Genomic DNA, 22,483 nt, shown 5'->3' with positions numbered 1-22,483 from the left:
TACAAATAAGAAGCATCTGTAACGGTACAGTTTTTAGGAGGTATTCATGTTAAAATACGTAGCTTTGTGTAATGAATTTGAATCTCTCATCCAGAATGGACAGCTCAAAGCGGGGTTTAAACTCCCATCGATTCGTCAATTAAGCGAACAACATCAATGTAGTAAAAGTACAGTTTTGAAAGCTCTGCAAGAATTGGAAAAGAAGCATTTAATCTACGCGGTTCCTAAAAGTGGATATTATGTCGTTCAAAAAGTATTTGATGGTAAAAGTGAACCAACAGAAGAAATCGACTTTGTTACTTCCGCTCCCGCTTGGCATCAATTTCCGTATCATGACTTTCAACATTGCATCAACAAAGCCATCGATACCTATCAGCAGGAATTGTTTATCTATGGCACTCCAAAAGGACTACCCTCTTTAATAAAAGTGATACAAAAACAATTAGAGCAGTATCAGGTTTTCGCCAAAGAAGAACAGATTTTCATTACTTCTGGCGTGCAACAAGCACTTTCCTTATTAACGTTCATCCCTTTTCCAAATGAACGTACCCATATACTTGTTGAACAGCCTAGTTATCATCTATTTGTGGAACAATTGAAAGCGTACGAGATTTCCGTGCTAGGAATCCAACGAACTGCAGAAGGTATTGATTTAGAGGAATTAGAGCGGATTTTTAGCAGTCAGGAAATTAAATTCTTTTATACGATGCCTCGTTTCCATAATCCGTTAGGGACTTCTTACTCTAAAAAGGACAGAGAAGAGATACTAAAACTTGCTGTAAAGTATGGTGTCTATATTGTAGAAGATGATTATTTAGCAGATTTCGAAGAGAATATGAAGGTAGACCCCATTTTTTCCGGTGATACTCATCAAATGGTCATTTATTTAAAAAGCTTCTCTAAAATAATGTTTCCAGGACTACGTATAGGTGTTGCCGTATTACCTAAACCATTAGCGGTCAGCTTCCAACTATATAAAAGAACAGCTGATATTGACAGTTCCATGATTTCACAAGCAGCCTTGGAAATCTACATAAAAAGCGGAATGTTTGAACGCCATAGAAACAAGGTACGGCTCTCCTATTTAGGGCGTGCAAACTTGCTATATGATGCTCTAGAAAAGTACTCTACACCAGGCTTTTATCGCCCAGCATCAATATGTATGAATGCACATATCGTACTGCCTCATCGTTTAAATAGTGCTCACCTCATCAAAAACTTACAAAATCAACAAGTACTGGTAGAGACTATAGGTCAAAATTATATAGATGGCTTTCACCAGGAAAAAATATTAAAACTAAACGTGTCCAATACAAATATACAAAAGCTTGACCAAGGAATAGCTCTTATTTTTAAAGAATTGAATAAAAAGCAAAATTATTACTTATAAAACTTTAGGTATAGTCACTTTCCACACAGTGCAATAAACAAAAAATAGTGAAAATATTTTATCTTATTGTAAAACAAAAAAATATGGGCAAATGAGCACAAATAAAAAGAGCCAATTAGAATTGGCTCTCAACAAAGTTGCTATTATCAGTCCTCTTTATTTATAAAATTTTATACGATCTTCAAGTGGTTTGAATTCTTTATCGCCCGGTTGAGCTGTTGGATTTCCAAATGGCATTTGTGCAATCAATTTCCAATTACTTGGAACATCCCATTCTTTTTTCACATCTTCATCAATTAGAGGATTATAATGCTGTAAAGTTGCTCCCAATCCTTCTGCTTCAAGTGCAGTCCAAACAACTAATTGATGCATGCCTGATGTTTGTTGTGACCAGATTGGAAAGTTATCGGCATAAGTTGCAAATTGTTCTTGAAGTGATTTCACAACAGATTCATCTTCAAAGAATAATACTGAACCATATCCCGCTTTAAAGGAATCCATTTTTTGTTGAGTGCCAGAGAAATCTCCATCACCAACCGCTTTCCTTAAAGCTTGCGTCGTAATATCCCATAATTTATCATGCGCCGATCCTGTCAAAACAACCAGGCGGGAAGATTGGGAATTAAAAGCCGATGGCGTATGTTTTACCGCAAATTCAACAATTTCTTTAATTTTCTCATCCGATACTTGGACTTCTTTATTGATTCCATAATATGAACGTCTCTCTTTAATGGCCGTGTAAAAATCTTTTGTCATGAGTCATTCCTCCAGTGTATTATTCTATATCAAATGATTATTCCATTTTTTATTTCTACCTGTTTTAGTATGGGCATAAACCAACTTATCATTCGCTAAAGATTGTCAATTATTCTTTAATGATTTCCTTGGTGCTTCGTACTGTATCAATGGGACGGACCAACTTTTCGATTTGGTCCCTTTTCGGTTCTAAGAACGGTGGTAAAGATAACTTTTCCCCAAGCGTTTCATACGGCTCATCCCCCATAAATCCAGGACCATCCGTGGCAAACTCGAATAAAATTTGCGGCGCCACTCGCACGTAAAGCGACTCAAAAAAGTGACGATCAACATAACCAGACGTATGAAATTGGAAGCTTTCCATTCGTTTGATCCATTCTTCCAGAACGGAACGGTCTTCAACACGGAAGGCTGTATGGTGAACAGTCCCAAAACCCTGCCGTGACTGAGGAAGGATCGAATTATGCTCGACAATCACTTGTGCACCATTCCCACCTTCCCCTACTTCAAATAAGTGAAATGATCCTTCCTTGTCTATTTCTTTGAATAATAGAACTTTTTCCATCATTTCTTTAAAGTAATCGAAGTTGGCGATCCGTATGAAAATTGGTCCTAATCCTGTAATAGCGTATTCAAGAGGAATCGGTCCTTTTTGCCAAGGAATCCCAGCTGCAACTCCTTCATCATTTTCGTCTGAGATCAATTGATATTGCTGATCATCAAAATCCACAAATGTTAAGATCTTTTTTCCAAATTGTTCTTGGATTCCTGTATTCCTTACTTCTAAGCGGTCGAAGCGCTTCACCCAATACTCCAATGCCGCATCATTCGGTACACGGAAGGATGTTTTTGAAATCTCATTAGTCCCATGTACTCCTTTAGGAATACCAGGAAAATCGAAGAATGTCATGTCAGTACCTGGACCGCCAACATCGTCGGCAAAAAACAGGTGATAGGTTTGGATATCATCTTGGTTAACTGTTTTCTTGACTAAACGCATGCCTAATATATATGTGAAAAATTCATAATTCTTTTCTGCACTACTTGTTATGGCCGTTACGTGGTGTATACCTTTTAATCCATTCATAAATTATTCCTCCCATTAAAACGATTCAAATTTTGGCTGTTCAGCTTTTCATTAATCCCCTATAATTTTCCTTCAAGAAGAGGTAGGTTATTCATTAAAGACGTTTGTTATAAGGTTTTACATACATTTTATTATCTCGAATTAAATTATCTTTACTTAAGGATAATTTATCATGAATACTATTCACTGTCAATAACATTATCTCAAATTAATATATCTCAAAATCAAAATATTTTCAGGCAAAAAAAACACCACTGTCAATTTTCCTTTCTATAATAGGAGAAATTGATTCTAAATATTCTTCGAAAGAATATCCATTCTAAAGCAAATTCCATTCTTTATATGGGTTAATGTCTATATCTATAAATGCGGCAAAGACAATCAATCACTTCTTTTGCAAAAGAATCAGAATTAAGTAAAACTATTAATGTGTTTCATTACGAAAGCCCCCAGAAAAAACAAAATCTTTACGTGAGGGCTATTTCGTTTTGGTTTCTTATTTTACGTGATGCAATTTCTCTTGTTTTCCGGATGAAGAGTTTGTGCCATCATTTTCTTTTGACTTCTTAGAAGAAAGATAAACTCCTGCGAAAATAATCAACAGGCCAATAATTACATTAGGATTTATCGCTTCTCCAAGCAAGACATACCCCCAAACCATAGCGGTTGCAGGAATAAGGTATGTAACCGATGCGGCTAACTCTGGGCTGCCATTTTTATTGATGTAGAAATAGATCAGCTGGCCAAGCCCAGAGCCAAAGCACCCAAGACCGACTATGGCGAAAATCGTCAGCGGTTCCATCAACATCAGTGGATTAATCGGCTCTGTTATTAGCATCCCGATCAAACCGATAACGGCACCCGTGAGCAGCGTAAACACCGTAATGACCAATATGCTGGTACTGGAAAGAAACCTTTTGGTAAAATGACCGGCAAATCCATAACAGATGGACGCTAGCAGCATTGTCCCAATCCCGATGAATTCCTTTCCAAAAAGCTGACCGATTTGAAAATCCATCAATACTAGAATTCCGAAAAAACCAATTAGAATGCCCATCCATTGTCGAGCGGTTAGAACGTATGAAAAAATGATAAATCCGATGATCCCCGTCCAGATGGGAGTGGTTGCATTTAGAATCGATGCCGTGCTGCTGTTAATCTCTGTTTCACTTAAAGATATTAATCCCCATGCTAATCCGCAATTGAAGATTCCGACAACGACCAGTGCTTTCCACGGCAATTTCCAGTTGATTTCCCTGCGCTTCCACCATAAAATGGGAAGCAGAACAACGGCACCCGCAAAACAGCGGAGAAACACAATGCCCCAAATGCCCGCTGACGGGAGCATCCACTTCATAAAAACAAATGATAAACCCCATATCAAACTAAGACCGATTAAAGCCCCGTATAATCGAAGCATGATGTTCCCCCTTCCTACATTCCTATTATGACAAACATTGTTAGAGATTTCATATAAAATCTTGCTATATATATAAGATGAACTTGAAATTTTTTTCTGCCAAAATCGAAACAACACCCTATAAAGGCAAGATAAAGATGTCTTAAAAAACTAAAGAGGCTTGAGTTCATTAAAGAAGGCAAGCCAGTGTCCAGGCTTGCCTTCTTCTGAAAAATGAAGTAAAAAACGCAGCTTGTTATTTCGTTTCTTCAGCCTACCACCCGTTTAAATTCCGTGCTAAAGTTTAGTTTGTCACCTAATAAATCAAGTGATTACTATGTTTTTACTTTTATATCACTTCAGGTTTCAACTTAACTGTTCATACTTTTGGTCAAGTTCACGGACATCCTTGGGGATTTCCTTAATTGATTTTTCATCGGCATGATCAATCACGGGAACAAACAAAGCATCCCCCAGATGGAGGATGCTTTGTTTGTTCTATTTTAAGGTTCGTTCAGTAGGCAACCAGGTCCCGCAGTGCCTTTTCCACTTTTTCAGGATTAACCATGAAGGATTTCTCTAATGATGGTGAATATGGCATTGCTGGAACATCCGGACCCGCAAGTCTCATGATTGGGGCATCGAGATCGAAAAGGCAGTTTTCTGCAATGATCGCCGATACTTCACTAATGATGCTCCCTTCCTTATTATCCTCAGTAATCAATAGGACTTTTCCTGTTTTAGATGCAGCTTCCATAATGGCTTCTTGATCTAATGGATAAACGGTTCGTAAATCAAGTATATGAACAGATATGCCATCACTGGCCAGCCTTTCAGCTGCCTGAAGCGCAAAGTGAACACAAAGTCCGTATGTAATCACTGTAACGTCCTCGCCTTCACGTTTTACATCCGCTTTACCAATGGGTAAAACATAATCATCATTCGGCACTTCTTCTTTAATTAGGCGATAGGCTCGTTTATGTTCAAAGAAAAGGACTGGGTCATCATCACGAATGGCTGCTTTCAATAACCCTTTCACGTCATAGGGTGTAGAGGGCATGACAATTTTAAGTCCCGGTTGATTGGCAAAAATGGCTTCAACGGATTGTGAATGGTATAACGCCCCATGTACTCCCCCACCGTAGGGAGCTCTGATGACGATAGGGCAATGCCAGTCATTATTGGAGCGATAACGGATTTTTGCAGCTTCTGAAATGATTTGGTTGATTGCAGGCATGATAAAATCAGCGAATTGCATTTCCGCAATCGGCCTCATTCCATACATGGCCGCACCGATGCCGACTCCTGCGATTGCGGATTCAGCAAGCGGGGTATCAATGACACGCTGTTCACCGAATTGATCGTATAACCCTGAAGTCGCTTTAAAAACTCCGCCTTTTATCCCTACGTCCTCACCTAAGACAAATACACGGGAATCACGTTCCATTTCTTCCCGCATCGCCATTATCACGGCATCTATATAAGATATCACTGCCATCTTCTTTCCTCCTTACCTTTCTGCGTAAACGTATTTTGAGAGCGTGTCTTCATTCGCAAATGGAGCATTTTCCGCATAGTCCGTCGCTTCGTTCACAACTTCCATTATTTCCTCGTTCATTTGTTTCTCCATTTGATCATCCATGATTCCTGCTTCTTTTAAATAGGCACCGAAAGTGATGATCGAATCTATTTTTTTTGCCTCCGACACTTCATCAGGCGACCTGTATTGACTATCATCATCATCGCTTGAGTGTGGTGTAAGCCTGTATGAAACCGTTTCGATTAAGCTTGGTCCTTCACCACGCCTGCCTCTCTCGGCCGCTTCTTTCACCACCCGGTATACTTCGATCGGGTCATTTCCATCAACCGTCACTCCTGGCATGCCATAACCAATGGCCCGGTCCGACACTTTCTCGCAAGCCAATTGCTTTTCAATAGGTACGGAAATGGCATACTGATTATTCTCGCACATCAAGATAACAGGAAGTTTATGTACACCTGCGAAATTTGCTCCTTCATGGAAATCACCTTGGTTTGATGAACCCTCTCCGAATGTAACGAATGAAACAATATCTTTTCCTTCCATTTTTGCAGCGAGTGCAATCCCCACTGCATGTGGCACTTGAGTGGTAACTGGCGAAGATCCCGTCACGATGCGATTCTTTTTTTGCCCAAAATGCCCAGGCATTTGACGCCCGCCTGAATTTGGATCTTCTGCTTTTGCAAAACTTGATAACATCAAATCCCTGGCGGTCATCCCAAACGCGAGCACCACTCCGAGATCCCGATAATAAGGAAGGATATAATCCTTTTCACGATTCAATGCAAATGCAGCCCCCACTTGAGCTGCTTCTTGCCCTTGACAAGAAACGACAAATGGAATTTTTCCAGATCTGTTCAACAGCCACATCCGTTCATCCACTCGTCTTGCCAACAACATAATTCTATACATTTCAAGCACCTGCTCATCACTCAGTCCTGCCTGTAGATGACGATTTTTATCCATATGTCATCATCCCTCCTAATACCTAATAATTAAAACATTCCCCCGTTAAAACCAGAATGTTTTCCTCATACTGGCACCTTATTTAAAATGGGGCTCTGTATCACAAATTACCAATCTTTCTTATTAACTGTTTGTTTGTCTCGCAAACTTAAATCCTGTTATGTATCTACGGAAGAAAAGTTGCCATTTAACACCCGTACATTCTCATTTGCGTTATCATCTACTATTATTACCTGGTACTAACTCAATATTATCCTAACACTTTTCAGTTCACATTTTCAAGTTAATTTCACATTGTATGATTTGTTTTCACGCGAAAGCCTCGCCTGACTTTAAAACTCATTTCCTTGTATGCACCAAAGCTAATGACCCCCGGGGTGTTGAAGTTGTTTTTTTGTTGACTAAGCGGAAAAATAGAAGTAAATTAAAATGATTCATAAAATTAAATGTTCAAAATGGAACAGTTTAAAAAAGAAAGAATGGTGATGTTGAGTGGAGAATGAAAAACAATTAATGCGTTCCGTACAACTATTGCGTTCATTTTGGAACGTGCAGAAAAATATAATGCGGTTCGTTCAAAAGACAGCCTCAGAAAATGGATTAACAGTTCCTCAATATTCCATTTTGATGACAATTACCCTTTACAAAGAGACCACTCAAAAAAATGTCGGGGAGAAAACATTTCTTCCCAAAAGCACCTTGAGCCAAGCGGTCGATGGTCTCGTTCGCACAGGCATGCTCCATCGTGAGCATGTGGAGGGAAACCGGCGTGAGATTCAGTTGTCAATCACCGATCAGGGGGAAAATTTATTAAAAACGATTCATTTTCACGAAGGAAGCATTCACCAAGTCTTTCAAACAGCCATTGAAACGCTTTCCGAAGAACAGTTTGAAAATTTACTAGAAACGCATCTTCAAATTACAAACTTTTTAGAAGCACAAGCAACCGAACAGGGAGAGTGTACAAAATGATAAAAATACTGAAAAATTTATCCGTTTATAAGTGGATTATTTCAGCAGTTATCGGTCTGGTTTTTATTCAATCGATGTCGGACCTCTTTTTGCCTACACTAATGGCTGATATTATTGACAAAGGTGTCGTTCTAGGAGACACTCCTTACATTTGGAAAATCGGTGGTTTGATGCTGTTGGTTTCCGCACTTGGCGCTTGTGCATCCATAATCGCAAGCTACTATTCGTCCAAAGCGGCTATGGGAATGGGACGCGATCTCCGCCTGAGAGTCTTTAATCATGTTGAAAAATTTTCGTTACAAGAATTTGATGCAGTCGGTACGGCATCATTGATTACAAGGACGACCAATGATATAACACAAGTCCAGCAAGTGGTTATCATGATGCTTCGCATGGTTATCAGTGCACCTATCATGTTAATCGGCGGAGTGATCATGGCTGTTTCCATGGATGCAAAATTATCTCTTGTCATTGTTGTCACAATGCCTTTATTGATTGGGTCAATCTTGCTTATTCTATATAAAGGTGTGCCTCTCTTTCAAACGGTGCAAAAAAAATTAGACCGGTTGAACCTTGTATTACGAGAAAATTTAACTGGTATTCGCGTCATTCGTGCCTTCAATCGTGAAACACAAGAGAAAGAACGTCTTAAGAAAGCGAATAAAGAATTGACCGATGTCTCGATCAAAGTCAATAAAATCATGGCCTTCATGATGCCTGTAATGATGCTTGTAATGAACTTGACGGTTGTTGGTATCATTTGGTTTGGTGGAGTTCGTATTGATAACGGCGGTATGCAGATCGGGGACTTAATGGCATTTATCCAATATGTTATGCAAATTATGTTCGCACTCGTTATGGCATCCATGATGTTCGTTATGGTTCCACGAGCGGCCGTGTCGGCAAAAAGGATAAACGAAGTCCTTGACATGAAACCTTCATTCCTAGATGAGGGGACAGAAAAGGCAGATCGTGAACACGGTACACTTGAATTTGAAAATGTGACGTTCAGTTACCCAGGAGCAGAAGAACATGCATTATCGGATATTAGTTTTTCTGCAAGTCCTGGTGAAATCACCGCAATAATCGGTGGAACAGGTTCAGGGAAAACGACGCTGGTCAATTTGATCCCTCGCTTCTATGATATTTCAAGTGGAACGATTCGCGTCAATGGTGTTGATATTCGTAAGTCATCACAAGATGAAGTTCGTTCAAAAATTGGCTTTGTACCACAAAAGGCTGTCCTCTTTACAGGTACTATCTCTGAAAACATTCGCTTTGGAAAACAAACAGCTACACAAGCTGAAGTTGAGCATGCGGCTCGGATCGCGCAAGCGGAAGATTTTATCAGCAACATGAAAGGCGGCTATGAGGCAGAAATCGAACAAGGCGGTTCAAACCTATCAGGAGGGCAAAAACAACGGCTTTCGATTGCACGGGCACTCATTCGGAAACCCGATATTTATATATTCGATGATAGTTTTTCTGCACTTGACTTCAAGACGGATGCCAACCTTCGCGCAGCCCTGAAAGATGAAACGAAAAATTCGACGGTATTACTCGTTGCACAGCGTGTCAGTACGGTGGTGGACGCTGACCGAATCATTGTGTTAGACGAAGGCAAAATTGTAGGTATGGGTACACACCAAGAGTTGCTTAGTACAAACGACATTTACCGTGAAATCACCTTATCACAGCTCACAGAGGAGGAAATTGCATGAGTAATCAAAAAAAACCTCAAGGCGGCGGTCAGGTTGGGCATGGTCCTGGTGGCGGTAACATGATGATGATGGGTCAAAAAGCAAAAGATTTTAAAGGAACACTAAAACGTCTATTGGGCTATTTAAAACCGCGGCGCAACAAATTGATTTCCGTGTTCTTCGCTGCAATCATGAGTACGATTTTTATGATTGTTGGACCAAAGATCATGGGAAATGCAATTACAGAATTATTCGAAGGAGCTTACGGGAAATTCCAGGGAATACCAGGAGCAGCTATTAACTTTGATAAAATTGGCCAAATCCTTCTACTCCTTGCCGGACTTTATGCTTTAAGCAGCCTTTTCAACTATGTACAACAATACATTATGTCAAGTGTTGCACAAGACACGGTATATGATCTTCGAGAAGATGTGAACGAAAAGCTCGAGAAACTTCCACTTAAATATTTTGAAGGACGTCCAAACGGAGAAACACTTAGCCGAATGACAAATGATATTGATACAATCGGGAGCACCCTTCAGCAAAGCTTAACGCAGTTCATCACATCAATCGTAACGATTTTGGGGATTATCATCATGATGCTTTCGATAAGCCCGTTATTGACATTAATCTCGATAGTCAGCTTACCTTTGTCAATATTTGCAATCCGGCCTATTTTAAAAAGATCCCAAAAATATTTTGCCGATCAACAGCGTAAACTCGGACAATTAAATGGTCACATTGAAGAGATATATACCGGCCATCAAGTCGTTAAAGCATTCGGATATGAAAAAAAGGCGAGTGCCCAGTTTACTGCGGTTAATGAAGAATTGTATAAAGCGGGAAGCAAAGCCCAGTTTATATCGGGTATCATCATGCCCGTGATGTTCTTTATCGGAAATTTGAGCTATGTCCTCATCAGCGTTGTTGGCGGAATATTGGTAACGCAACGTTCGATTTCAATTGGTGACATTCAAGCATTCATCACATATTCAAAGCAGTTCACCCAGCCAATCACACAAACGGCTAACATCGCTAACATTATTCAGTCGACGGTTGCAGCCGCTGAGCGTGTTTTTGAACTACTTGATGAAGAAGAGGAAATGAAAGAACAAACCACAGCTAATATAAAAAGGGCAAATGGTGCTGTCTCATTTGAACATGTGGACTTTGGATATGGGGAAGAAATGTTAATTGAAGATATGAACATCGATGTCTTGCCTGGACAGACGGTTGCAATTGTTGGACCGACTGGTGCTGGAAAAACAACTATGATAAATCTCTTGATGAGATTTTATGAACTCAATGGCGGAAAGATTAATATTGATGGTCTTGATACACGGACTATGTCACGGAATGATCTTCGAAAGAATTTTGGTATGGTACTTCAAGATACCTGGCTCTTTAATGGTACGATTAAAGAAAATATCGCTTATGGCAAAATTGGAGCAACTGATGAAGAAATTTTTGCAGCTGCCCGCACTGCACATGCCGACCATTTCATTCGGACACTGCCAGATGGTTATGAGACAATCTTAAACGAAGAAGCTTCGAACATCTCACAAGGCCAAAAGCAGCTTTTGACAATCGCCCGAGCTGTTCTAGCAGATCCACCAATCATGATATTGGATGAAGCGACGTCTAGTGTGGACACTCGGACAGAAGTCTTTATCCAAAAGGCCATGAACCGACTGATGGAAGGACGAACTAGCTTTGTCATTGCCCACCGTCTCTCAACGATTAAGGATGCAGATTTGATTCTTGTTATGGATCAAGGAAAAGTGATAGAGAAGGGAACGCATTCAGACCTTTTAAAGGAGAATGGTTTCTATGCAGAGCTATACAATAGTCAGTTCACTGAAAATGTAGCTGGATAATAAGAAAGAGGCTCAATTTCCAATCGAAATCGAGCCTCTCTTTTATAATGTATCAATACCCCCTTTTATTTCCCTTTTTCACAAATTCCCAATCTACCTCTATATTTTTTCTTACCCTTTGAAGAAGATGAAACATCGTTTCCGTTTCTTCCAAAGAAAATCCAGATAATGCAACCTTGTCGGTATACTCTCCTTCTTTTTTCAAAAAGGGATAGACCTTTTCACCTTTATCAGTAGCATATAACTTTTTAATTTTTTTGTTTTCCTCATCATTTTTCTTTTCGATAAAACCTTGTATTTCTAGTTTTTTAATGGCACGAGCCGCTGTCGTTCGGTCAACCTTTATCATTTCTGCCAACTTTTCTTGAATGATTCCTGGATTTTCACATATTCGAACAAGATACAAATACTGCCCTTTTGTAAGGTCAAATTCTTTAAATTCGATATTACTTATAGAGTCCAATGCCCTTGCTATCATTCCAATTTCACGGAGTATTTCCTTCATTAAAAAAGCCCCTGACTTTTTTGTTGTATTTACAACAAAAATAATTTCATTTATACTAAAAAAGGATATACATTTATTATGACTTGTCTTTTTAAATAAATCTAGAAAAGGGATGAAGAACATTGGATTCAAAAAGAATAACTACAGAAAATGATTTAAAAATAGCCTTTCATATCAGAAAAGAAGTATTTGTAGATGAACAAGGCTTCCAATTAGAAAGTGAATTTGATGAATTTGATTCACTTAATTCTTTATCTGAACACATATTAGTCTATTATAATGAAAAACCAGTCGGAACTGGAAGGTTAAGAGTTGTTGATGGTTTAGGTAAATTGGAGAGAATTTGCATCTTAGAGCCTTACCGTAAATTTGGTCTTGGAAAAATAATAATAAAAACGTTAGAAGAAATTGCAAAGGAAAAGGAAATCTCCCGGGTTAAATTACATGGGCAAACACAGGCAGAGGGCTTTTATAAAAAACTCGGTTATCAGACTTCATCTGATGTCTTTATGGAAGATGGCGGTCCACATCTTTTGATGATAAAAGAATTAGTTAATGAATAAGTGTGTTAAATATGAGTAAAACAAATATAAACCTCTATCTGATGGGGATCATACTATAAACCCTTGGTTGTTCTTTTACCATAAAATCAGACCTTGGAACATCCATTTGGTCGGGCTTTCCATACAAGTCGGCCTTACTCTCGGTTAACTGTGTTTTTTACTTGTATTAACAAACATATAAAGAAATTGGCTGGAATGAGTCCGGTTCAATACCGTCTTCACTCCAGCCAATTGACTGCTTAGTATAAATTCTAACTTTTTGGGGACACACCATTTTAACGTCCTACTTCGCTGTTACCTTGAATTGGGACACTTCTACTGTTCCCCTATTCCATCAAGATTCTCTGACCCAAAGTTATCGAGCAATGCACGCACTTCATCTGTTGACTTTGTGCTCATTAATTGATTTCTTAATTCACTTGCCCCTCGAAACCCACGGACATATATCTTAAAAAAGCGATGAAGAGCCTTGAACGGACGTAGCTCTAATTTTGAATATTTATCATGGAGATCCAGATGCAACCTTAAGAGATCAAGCAATTCCTTACTACTATGATCTTTCGGCTGCTTTTCAAAGGCAAATGGATTATTGAAAACACCACGCCCAATCATAATCCCATCAATACCGTATTGATGAGCGAGTTTTAAGCCAGTTTGACGGTCAGGGATATCCCCATTGATCGTCAAGAGTGTATCTGGTGCCACCTGGTCACGAAGTTTCTTGATCTCCGGGATTAGTTCCCAATGAGCATCTACTTTGCTCATTTCCTTTCTTGTACGCAGATGAATGGAAAGATTAACAATGTCTTGTTTCAATATGTGTGTTAGCCAGTCGTGCCATTCGTCTACATCCGTGTAACCAAGCCTTGTCTTTACACTTACGGGCAATCCTCCCGCTTTTGCTGCTTGTATTAAATCTGCTGCAACTTCTGGACGACGGATAAGGCCACTTCCCTTCCCATTCTGTGCCACATTAGGTACAGGACAGCCCATATTGATATCCACTCCCCGATAGCCTAGTTTCGCCATACCAATACTCATTTGCCGAAAGTATTCAGGCTTATCCCCCCATATATGGGCTACCATTGGTTGTTCATCCTCTGTAAAAGTCAAACGCCCACGCACACTATGGATGCCCTCTGGGTGACAATAACTCTCCGTGTTTGTAAACTCTGTAAAAAACACATCAGGTCTGGCTGCTTCACTCACTACATGACGAAAAACAACATCCGTCACATCTTCCATTGGTGCCAGTATAAAAAATGGTCGTGGTAAATCACGCCAAAAATTATCTATCATATTCAAATTCAAATCCTCTCATTATGGATACCGGGCCAACCCCCTAAAAAGCAAAATGTCTCTGCTTCCTTTACACTTATACCATGATTAAGCACTTTTTATCAAATTGATTGGAAATGTTTATTTTAACTTCACAATCTCTGTACTACCAAAATATCTCCTGCTAAAATCCACCCCATCAACCAGCATTCCACTGTTCGAGTTAAAATAAAGTTTTGCTAAAAAGACTGAAAAGAAAATTGGCAGAACACTGGATTGAAAAGGGTTTAACCGTAAAAGACCCCGAAATCGCAAAAGTACTTTTTAACGAAATCAGGGTCGAACTGGCAAATGTTTATTTTAACTAGCAAGAGCATTTTTTAATTAGACATCTTTAATTCCAAATCCGTCACGACTTCAACATGTGTGTATGCAGAAAGTAATTGCCTGGCATGCGGGCCAATCTCCTTCAACGGCTACAAAAGTGAACCCTTTTTCTTGAATCAGTTTTTTTGTTATTTCAACTCGGGCCGTGTAAAACTCGGATGTTCCATGTGATGCCTCACCCTGCAAAACAAATTTTGAATTATTAACTTGTTGAACGAGCTTATCCCAATCTGCTTCACTTGTAAGCTTGACTGATTGTTCGATTATTGACTGAATGCCCTGTTTTTCCTCCTTGTTCTTTTACGAACATTATCGTTTGTATTCAGCATTATAAGAATTTGAACCTGCGTGTATAGACAGTAAAGTATCAGCGTATCCTACCATACGATTTATAAGTTCATCACAAATTGAGTAAACCAGCTGAAAATTTTCCACCTCAAATAGAACAGGATCATCCAGAATGACTGTTGTGTTAATGAACATATCTTTGTTTCCATATAGATTGTAGTGAACGATGGCCTTTCCAGCAGCTCCTCCAGTAACTGGACCATTAAAGCCGGGAATGAAAACAAACCATTCTTCAGCCGTAGCAGACCTGAAGTTTTTTATGAAAGACATTCGCTCGGTTACCTTCATGATCTTTTTTAACTCTTCCGGTTTTATATCCTTGATCTTGTTCATTCCATTGCCACCCTTAACACCATGTTAATAATCTTCCGTTATATATTTTCCTTAAGGGACTCATCCTATAAATATTATTATGAAATAGTCGAACACGTACACTGAAAAAAGGGTCATTAAATACATAAAACATAATACAAGTAGACTTTTAATAGATGCCGATAATCATGGAACTACTGCATATAATGATTATTTTTGGGGTATCAAAAGAGGGAAGATAAATTCCCGGATTGGGTAGGACTGGTCTGGAGTGGAGGGGTTGCTCATGGAAAAGATGAATCGGGGAATTTTAACGGCGCTGTCGGCGATCGGCATTGCGCAAGGACTGAAAATTTTAACCCATAATAAGCTGACGGGAAAGTGGGACTTGAAGCAGGCTTTCACAACAGGTGGCATGCCTAGTTCACACTCTGCTGGTGTGGCCGCACTGGCATCCTATGTGGCAGCGAATAAAGGCTGGCTGCATACGGAAACATCGCTGGCGACAGTGTTTGGCGTGATTGTGATGTATGATGCTCAGGGGATTCGGCGCCATACAGGCGAAATTGCTAAACTGGTAAATGATCTTGAAGATAATATGGCGAAATTTTCTGGTGAGTTTCCGAGCTTCGAGTATGTGGAGCGTGATAAAGAACTGAATGAATTGTTGGGACATCAGCCTGTGGAAGTGGGAGCAGGTGCGCTGCTTGGAGTTGTACTTGGCCTTATTTCGGCTAAATTGGAGGATGGCAAGCCCTCCAAAACCAAACGTCTGAAAACAGTGGACAGGCCTTGATATTCAAGATCTTGAAGTAAGATATATTTTGATCATAACAATAGATTAAATATGCCTATGTTATCATTTTATATATAATTACTTTAATTAATGGAGTTTTTAAACGGCTCAAAACCGACTAAATTGATCTAAATGATTTCAGAGACGAAAATGACCTAAGCCTCTCTGCTTCTTAGAAAGGCTTAGGTCATTTCATGTCCCCAAAATCAATTTTTCCGGGACATTTTCATAGCGAATGAGTACATATCCGATCGGAATAATCCTTTATAATATTCTACTAAGTTACCATCAGAATCAAAAATCATCCGTTCTGTAATCAGCAAACACATCGTTTCTGTTATACCTAAATGTTCAGCATCTTCTTTAGTTGGAAAGCCACAGGTTATAATTTGTTCCGCTTCACAAAAGTTAATGTTCAGATCACCTTCGAGTGCGTCATACAATACGGTGGTACTTAAATCGAATTTCGTCAATTTTTTCCCTAGGTCCAAAGAATAATAATGCAATTCAATGGCTATGGGGACATCTCCCTGTAACCGCAACCTCTTAATATGGTATGATTCATCTTCAAAGCCATTTGCATCAGCTATATTTTCAGGTGTCATTACACGGCCATGGTCTAGTAATTCAATCCCCATACTTTTAGTGGTTTCAGTGAAACTTATCATCTTTAGCCATTCCTGGACAGGTTTAAGGGAAACGAACGTTCCCTTTCCATGCCTCTTTTCCAATATTCCCTCACGAACCAGGATGGATACGGCTTCCCTAACAGTACTCCTGCTGACAGAATACATATCCATGAGTTCCCTTTCACTCGGGATTTTGTCTTTATAATAACCTTCCAAAATCTGATCTTCCAATATGGTTTTCAATTGAGCATGTAAAGGGATTGGATTTTTAAAGTCTAACTCCATAAAATTTCCTCCAAACAGAAAAAGACATCGTAATGTTCGTATCAGTTCTTATATTGTAAACCAAATAGTTATAATATTCAAACATACCAGCGTTCATTTTTTTCCTTAAATTAGGATTTTTTTAATTTTTCACTCCTTCTTTCCCAAAAACGTTTTCTTCGCATGTATAAAAAAAAACTGAATAGATCTATATATTCAGGGCTTATCCATATGCATTCTTCATCACATTCCAGGCATATCTAACTGGGACAACAATGGAAAGCTTATATGTTAAACGATAAAGTACGATATTATGGAAAGCAGCAAAGAGGTAATGGTCATGGCTAAAAGAGGACGCATGGCTTTTGTCCGCAATGCCTGCAGACTAACATTCAGTCCAAGACCGATCATGGCCATTGTCAATATAAATGTAGTCGTTTTAGATATGCCATCCATTACGAGAGGCGAGACCGTAATATAAGTTCCAAACACATAACTTCCTATTAGACTCATGATTATAAAACCAACGAGGAACCATGGAAAATCAATTTTGGCATCATTGCCCATTTTCCCGGATGTGCGTTTTTTCATCCAATACATAAAAATGAAACATAAAGGGATAAGTAAAAAGACACGGCCCAATTTTGCGAGGAGTGCAATCGCTAGCGCATCTTCACCAGCCGGTGCTCCTGCCAATGCAACATGGGCGATTTCATGAAGACTGATCCCAGACCAGATTCCATAATCCAAAGCAGATAGCGGAAGGATCGGACGTAAAAGTGTATAAACTATGGAGAAAAGTGTTCCCATTAAAGCAATTATTCCGACGCCTATGGCTGTATCCTCTTCCTTCGCTTTCACGATTGGAGATATTGCCGCAATGGCTGCTGCACCACATATTCCGGTTCCTACAGCAAGAAGAAGGGAAATGGAAGCATCTGCCTTAAGCCACTTTGCAATCAGGACCATCACGACTATGGCAAATGTTACTGTACCTATGTCACGTATCAACAGTGGCAGTCCCTGATTGAAAATCACATCTATATTTAATTTCAACCCGTATAAAATAATGGCAAAACGCAAAAGTTTTTTTGCGGAAAATTCAATTCCCGTCCGGAACTTTTCTGGATATCCCGCAATTTGACGATAAATCACGGCAATGATGATCGAGCATGCAAGAGGACCGATTCGATTGAATCCTGAAATCTTGGACAGCCCCAAGCCTAAGAGGGCAATAAAAAAGGTGAAAGCGATACCACTCAGCCACAAAAGCACCTTATTTTGAAGCGGTTTTTGCTGCACCTGAGGTGCTTCCTCCAGCGGCACATATTTTTCCAATTCCATACATTCCTTCCCCCTTTCCAGATAAACTAAAGCCCAAAGTACGTATCATCTCATCCTTTCAATCGTTCGAAAAAAATCGGTTTCTTCTATATTAGTAGGTGAATTCCCTTTGATAAAATACTCGGATTCCTTTAAAAAAGGCAAACTTGGATTTTGATTCCCCCACAATTCAGGAACGGCTAGAGTCTGGGAACGATGGGACCTTAAGGCACGGATCTTTTTCTGTAAAGTCCCTGCTATATTCACTTTTGTGATTTTGCTCAGCCCGTTTTCCTTTAACCATTCATCATAAAAAGAATGCCAAAGGACAAAGTACAGACTATGAACCTTAAAAGCTGGAAATACTGGATCTGGATAAAAATCGGGATCACCGCATTTTAAAAAAGCAAATTCGGCAGCACGGCCAATCGCACAATGGTCTGGATGCCCCCCATATTTCTCATGGAATGTCACTAGTGTATTCGGTTGAATCTCACGAATCACCTTTACGATTCTCTCCGCCAATAAATCGAAACTTTCAAATTCAATCATTTTATCCCTTACGTTTAAAAATCGCAGGTCGCTGATCCCCAATTCTTCACAAGCTCTTTTTAACTCCTCTACCCTTAGTTCAGGCAATGCCTCCCTTGTTGTAAGAATGGGATTTCCCATGCGCCTGCCCATTTCGCCTTTTGTCGCACATAGTAAAGTTATATGAACACCCTGCTCAGACATTTTGGCAATGGTACCGCCACACAGGAATGATTCATCATCGGGATGAGCAAGAACCACCAATAACCTTTGTTGTGATTGCATATTTCCTCCTACTTCGGATTCTCCAGTTTTCCCACACAGTGAGATCCAATATGAAAAAATGGACATGGATGTCAAAACGGTTAGACATATCATGCCCATCTTCAAATTCGTCTATAAATATAGCACCCTAAAGCCAATCATCTTTTATGGTTAGCATAATTCATATAAAACGGATTTAACCGTTTCTATGACAAATCGCAAATCTTCAACGGTCGAAGATAAAGGCGGTGCAATGATCAATACATTTCCATATCCAGGAACTGTATCACCATTACGGCCGATGATAAGACCCTTTTCCTTGCAAGACCCTATTATTTTACCCATGAATGCATCGGAAACAGGCGTTTTTGTCTTTTTATCCTCCACTAATTCAATGCCATATAAAAACCCAACTCCCCGAACTTCCCCTACTTTATCCAGGGCTGTCAATTCAAAGAGCTCACTTAGTGTCGAGTCACTAAGTTCAGATACTCGTTGAACGATTTTTTCATTTTCTAAGATTTCTATGTTCTTTAGCGCAACTGCGCAAGATGCAGGGTGGCCTCCATATGTTGAGACATGCCTGAAATGATTTAAATTTCCGTTCTCTTTGAATTTCTCATAAATCCTGGAATTCACCGCCGTTGCTCCAAGGGGAAGATAACCGCTGGTCAAACCCTTTGCCATTGTAACAATATCCGGTTGAACCCCATCGGAGTGCATGAACCCAAACATTTTTCCGGTTCTTCCAAAACCTGAAACCACTTCATCCACAATTAAAAGAACATCATGCTTCTTACAGATTTCCGAAACCCTCGTTAAGTATTCTTTCGAAGGAATAAGGACACCGCCACCAGAGATGAATGGTTCAAGAATAACACCAGCTACCGTTTCAGCCCCTTCAAAGTTAATGACCTGATCGATATATTCAGCTGCAAGCAAATCGGAATTTTCAACGTTTTCCCCAAAAGGGCTTCGATAACTGTACGGCGGTGGCACATGCAGGAAACCTGGAACCGCCGGATCATATTTCACTCTCCGATTAGCCTGTGCGGTCGCGCTAAGCGCGCCAAAAGTATTGCCATGATAAGCTCTATACCTTGAGATGAATTTGTATTTACCCTGATTCCCATTTTGAGAATGATATTGCCTGGCTATTTTAAAAGCTGTCTCATTCGCCTCAGAGCCGCTGTTCGTAAAAAAAGTTGTATAAGAGCCCTTTAAATGTTCACTTATTTTTGCAGATAATTCGATTGCCGGCTTATGGCTTAACGTTAAAGGAAAGTAAGATAAGTTAATCATTTGTTCATAGGCAGCCTGGGCAATCTCTTGTCGCCCGTGCCCCAGGTTCAAGCACCATAAACCGGAAACCCCATCTAAATATTTATCACCTTTAGTATCTGTGAACCATGAGCCGGATCCTTCTGTAGCCATCATGGGAGCATCTTTCTCATTATAGCGATGCATCGCATGCCATAAATGGTCTTTATCCATTTGAACAAGGTCTTTCGTTTCAGTTTCCATCTTCACTATTGAAACCCCCTTATTTTTCATTGAATGCAATTAAGTTAAGTTCCCATGCTGTTACAGATCTTTTAGAGCGAATTGGTGATGGTGCGATGACCCAAAAGTTCACCAAGTCATCGCACAAGTCATATCACTCTTTTCACACCATTATTTATCCCAGTTTTTATGATCTAAATGAGAGTATTTTTCTAATAATCTAGTAGGCATTTTTAATGCATCTTTTCTAAATGGAGGGGCTAATTGTGTTCCATCCACTTGTATATCAATCACAGTCGGTTTGTTTGATTTTATTGCTTTTTCAATGACAGAGCCTAACTCCTCAGGTTTTTCCACTCTAATACCAACAGCCCCCATTGATCGGGCAACTTCTGCGAAATCAGGATTTTGGATATCCGCCCCAACAAAACGATTATTATAAAAATCGACCTGATTCTTTTTCTCTGCACACCATGCATTATTATTGAACACACATGCTATGACCGGTATGTTCTCTTCAACGGCCGTACTCACTTCATGTAAGCTCATGCCCCATGCACCATCTCCAACAATGGCTATAACAGGCGTATTCGGCTCAGCTAATTTGGCACCTAGTGCGGATGGGTAAGCAAATCCCGTATTCCCGAATGTAAGCGCAGCGATATGCCTGCGACTCTGATTGAATTTCAAGTAAGCGTTTGCAGTTGACGATACATTACCGATATCTGTAGTAACGATGGCATTTTCAGGCAACACTTTAGTCAATTCCAGTAGGGCTCGCCGCGGATTGATCGGGGTTCCATCAATCATTGCAAGTTTCACCAATTCTTCTTCCCATTTTTGTTTTTCATTCGTTACTTCGACTATCCGCTCTTTTTCTTGTTTTAGGTTAGGTTCACTAGCCTTCAAGCGTTTCAAGATTTCACGACTCGCTTCACGGGCATCTCCGATGATCCCGACTTCCACAGGGTGCGTCCTCGCTATTTGCCTTGGGTTAATATCTATTTGGATGATTTGCGCATCTTTAGGGAAATAATCAATGTCATAACATGGTAACGTTCCAAAAACCGATAATCTTGTACCGACCGCCAATATGACGTCCGCTTTCTTTAATGTATTCATGGCTGCCTTTGAACCCATATAACCGATTGGGCCGACTGACAATGGATGATCTGCAGGAAAGGCATCATTATGCATATAGGAGACAGCTACCGGAGCTGTTAAATATTCTGCAATATTCTTAATTTCCTCAATGCCATCTGAATCAACCGTTCCCCTACCGGAAATAATGACAGGATACTCAGCCTCAGCTAAAATTTCTGCCGCTCTATCCAAAGATGCAGAAGATCCGCAGCCCCGTTCATCTACACGATATTGATGTGGTTGAAGGATTTGATCTTCCACTTCACCATAGAAGTAATCACGGGGGATATCGAATAAAACCGGTCCCCTCTCGGCATAAGCAATCCGAAATGCTGTCCTAAGGCAATCAGCGACCCGACCTGGGTGTGTCACTCTAACCGTTTCCTTAGTGATGGCCTTGAAGATGGAAACCTGGTCACATTCTTGAAATCCATCCCATCCAACCGTTGGTGTACCAGCAGAAGGTGATATGACCACCATTGGAGTATGAGCTTGATTGGCCGCTGCAACAGAGGTGACCATATTCGTCATTCCAGGTCCATTTTGCCCGATGACAACTCCTGCAACACCAGAGACACGACAATAGGCATCTTCCATATGTGCTGCACTTTGTTCATGGCGGACACCAATGAAACGAATACCTGCAGTTGGCAATAAATCAAGCATATCCATGAAAGCAGATCCCAGAATACCCGAGATATGTTTAACTCCCTCGGCCACTAATGTCTCAACGATAGCTTCACTTGGTGTCATTTTAACTTTCGTTCCTCTTAACATTTTTGTTTCGACCATAGCACATTCTCCTTAATTATATTTATTTCTGATAATGACGTTGCGACGTCCGTACCAGTTATAAGATGTATAATACTACCATTGGGTGTAACAGTCAATGAATAAATTGAATATTTTGAATTTATTTAAAATCTCTGACCACCATAGCCACTAACTCA

19 protein-coding genes are annotated in these 22,483 nt (G+C 39.8%); 6 read left to right on the top strand and 13 right to left on the bottom strand.

The genetic code is table 11. The annotated features are described in order from the left end of the window. Positions 1-46: 46 nt before the first annotated feature. Positions 47-1,390 (top strand): PLP-dependent aminotransferase family protein, encoded by a 1,344-nt coding sequence (locus NYE63_RS12110; protein ID WP_342605315.1) that lies wholly within the window; start codon positions 47-49, stop codon positions 1,388-1,390. A 156-nt stretch (positions 1,391-1,546) separates the two neighbouring features. Here NYE63_RS12110 and NYE63_RS12105 read toward each other — a convergent pair whose 3' ends face one another. The 5 genes from NYE63_RS12105 to NYE63_RS12085 form a co-directional block, all read right to left on the bottom strand. Continuing rightward, positions 1,547-2,146 (bottom strand): nitroreductase family protein, encoded by a 600-nt coding sequence (locus tag NYE63_RS12105; RefSeq protein WP_342605314.1) that lies wholly within the window; start codon positions 2,144-2,146, stop codon positions 1,547-1,549. Positions 2,147-2,255: 109 nt separating this feature from the next. Beyond that, positions 2,256-3,233 (bottom strand): ring-cleaving dioxygenase, encoded by a 978-nt coding sequence (locus tag NYE63_RS12100; RefSeq protein WP_342605313.1) that lies wholly within the window; start codon positions 3,231-3,233, stop codon positions 2,256-2,258. Positions 3,234-3,729: 496 nt separating this feature from the next. Next, entirely contained in the window at positions 3,730-4,653 is a 924-nt protein-coding gene (locus NYE63_RS12095; RefSeq protein ID WP_342605312.1) for an EamA family transporter, read from the bottom strand. Between the two features lie 493 nt (positions 4,654-5,146). Beyond that, positions 5,147-6,130: an alpha-ketoacid dehydrogenase subunit beta gene (locus NYE63_RS12090; protein WP_342605311.1), complete on the bottom strand. Its 984-nt coding sequence runs from the start codon at positions 6,128-6,130 to the stop codon at positions 5,147-5,149. Positions 6,131-6,142: 12 nt separating this feature from the next. Continuing rightward, complete coding sequence (locus tag NYE63_RS12085) at positions 6,143-7,138, bottom strand: thiamine pyrophosphate-dependent dehydrogenase E1 component subunit alpha (RefSeq protein ID WP_342605310.1); 996 nt, start codon at positions 7,136-7,138, stop codon at positions 6,143-6,145. A 492-nt stretch (positions 7,139-7,630) separates the two neighbouring features. Between NYE63_RS12085 and NYE63_RS12080 the strand changes: the two genes are divergently transcribed. Genes NYE63_RS12080 through NYE63_RS12070 form a run of 3 tightly spaced genes read left to right on the top strand, consistent with a single transcriptional unit; the run spans position 7,631 to position 11,687 of the window. Beyond that, positions 7,631-8,110: a MarR family winged helix-turn-helix transcriptional regulator gene (locus NYE63_RS12080; RefSeq protein WP_342605309.1), complete on the top strand. Its 480-nt coding sequence runs from the start codon at positions 7,631-7,633 to the stop codon at positions 8,108-8,110. Then, positions 8,107-9,831 (top strand): ABC transporter ATP-binding protein, encoded by a 1,725-nt coding sequence (locus NYE63_RS12075; protein WP_342605308.1) that lies wholly within the window; start codon positions 8,107-8,109, stop codon positions 9,829-9,831. The genes NYE63_RS12080 and NYE63_RS12075 overlap by 4 nt, the downstream gene beginning before the upstream one ends. Further along, entirely contained in the window at positions 9,828-11,687 is a 1,860-nt protein-coding gene (locus tag NYE63_RS12070; protein WP_342605307.1) for an ABC transporter ATP-binding protein, read from the top strand. Before NYE63_RS12075 ends, NYE63_RS12070 begins: the two co-directional genes overlap by 4 nt. Before the next feature lie 52 nt (positions 11,688-11,739). Here the strand turns inward: NYE63_RS12070 and NYE63_RS12065 are convergent, their stop codons facing one another. Further along, positions 11,740-12,192, bottom strand: a complete 453-nt coding sequence (locus NYE63_RS12065; RefSeq protein WP_063233436.1) for a MarR family transcriptional regulator — start codon at positions 12,190-12,192, stop codon at positions 11,740-11,742. 122 nt (positions 12,193-12,314) lie between these two features. On the opposite strand from NYE63_RS12065, the gene NYE63_RS12060 reads away from it, so the two are divergent. After that, positions 12,315-12,755 (top strand): GNAT family N-acetyltransferase, encoded by a 441-nt coding sequence (locus NYE63_RS12060; protein WP_342605306.1) that lies wholly within the window; start codon positions 12,315-12,317, stop codon positions 12,753-12,755. Positions 12,756-13,070: 315 nt separating this feature from the next. On the opposite strand, the gene NYE63_RS12055 is transcribed toward NYE63_RS12060, so the two are convergent. Together NYE63_RS12055 and NYE63_RS12050 are read right to left on the bottom strand one after the other, a co-directional pair. Further along, positions 13,071-14,054: a tRNA-dihydrouridine synthase gene (locus NYE63_RS12055; protein WP_342605742.1), complete on the bottom strand. Its 984-nt coding sequence runs from the start codon at positions 14,052-14,054 to the stop codon at positions 13,071-13,073. 675 nt (positions 14,055-14,729) lie between these two features. Then, entirely contained in the window at positions 14,730-15,056 is a 327-nt protein-coding gene (locus NYE63_RS12050; protein ID WP_342605741.1) for a hypothetical protein, read from the bottom strand. A gap of 310 nt (positions 15,057-15,366) precedes the next feature. Here NYE63_RS12050 and NYE63_RS12045 point away from each other — a divergent pair, with 310 nt between their 5' ends. Beyond that, positions 15,367-15,876 (top strand): divergent PAP2 family protein, encoded by a 510-nt coding sequence (locus NYE63_RS12045; protein ID WP_342605305.1) that lies wholly within the window; start codon positions 15,367-15,369, stop codon positions 15,874-15,876. Between the two features lie 206 nt (positions 15,877-16,082). On the opposite strand, the gene NYE63_RS12040 is transcribed toward NYE63_RS12045, so the two are convergent. The 5 genes from NYE63_RS12040 to xsc all read right to left on the bottom strand — a co-directional run bounded on the left by NYE63_RS12040 (position 16,083) and on the right by xsc (position 22,325). Next, on the bottom strand, positions 16,083-16,790 hold the full coding sequence (locus NYE63_RS12040; protein WP_063233428.1) for a GntR family transcriptional regulator: 708 nt from the start codon (positions 16,788-16,790) through the stop codon (positions 16,083-16,085). A 270-nt stretch (positions 16,791-17,060) separates the two neighbouring features. Beyond that, positions 17,061-18,113, bottom strand: a complete 1,053-nt coding sequence (locus NYE63_RS12035; protein WP_342605304.1) for a putative sulfate exporter family transporter — start codon at positions 18,111-18,113, stop codon at positions 17,061-17,063. A 45-nt stretch (positions 18,114-18,158) separates the two neighbouring features. Then, entirely contained in the window at positions 18,159-18,908 is a 750-nt protein-coding gene (locus NYE63_RS12030) for a PIG-L family deacetylase (protein WP_342605303.1), read from the bottom strand. A gap of 150 nt (positions 18,909-19,058) precedes the next feature. After that, a complete protein-coding gene (locus tag NYE63_RS12025; protein WP_342605740.1) occupies positions 19,059-20,411 on the bottom strand; it encodes an aminotransferase in 1,353 nt (450 codons plus the stop codon). A 150-nt stretch (positions 20,412-20,561) separates the two neighbouring features. Further along, positions 20,562-22,325, bottom strand: coding sequence for a sulfoacetaldehyde acetyltransferase (gene xsc / locus NYE63_RS12020; RefSeq protein WP_342605302.1), 1,764 nt, complete (start codon positions 22,323-22,325; stop codon positions 20,562-20,564). Between the last annotated feature and the right edge of the window lie 158 nt (positions 22,326-22,483).

The organism is Peribacillus sp. FSL E2-0159 (genome assembly GCF_038643155.1).
Lineage (GTDB): Bacteria > Bacillota > Bacilli > Bacillales > DSM-1321 > Peribacillus > Peribacillus simplex.
Note: the sequence above shows the minus strand (reverse complement) of the source record. Positions and strands in the feature narration are given on the sequence as shown.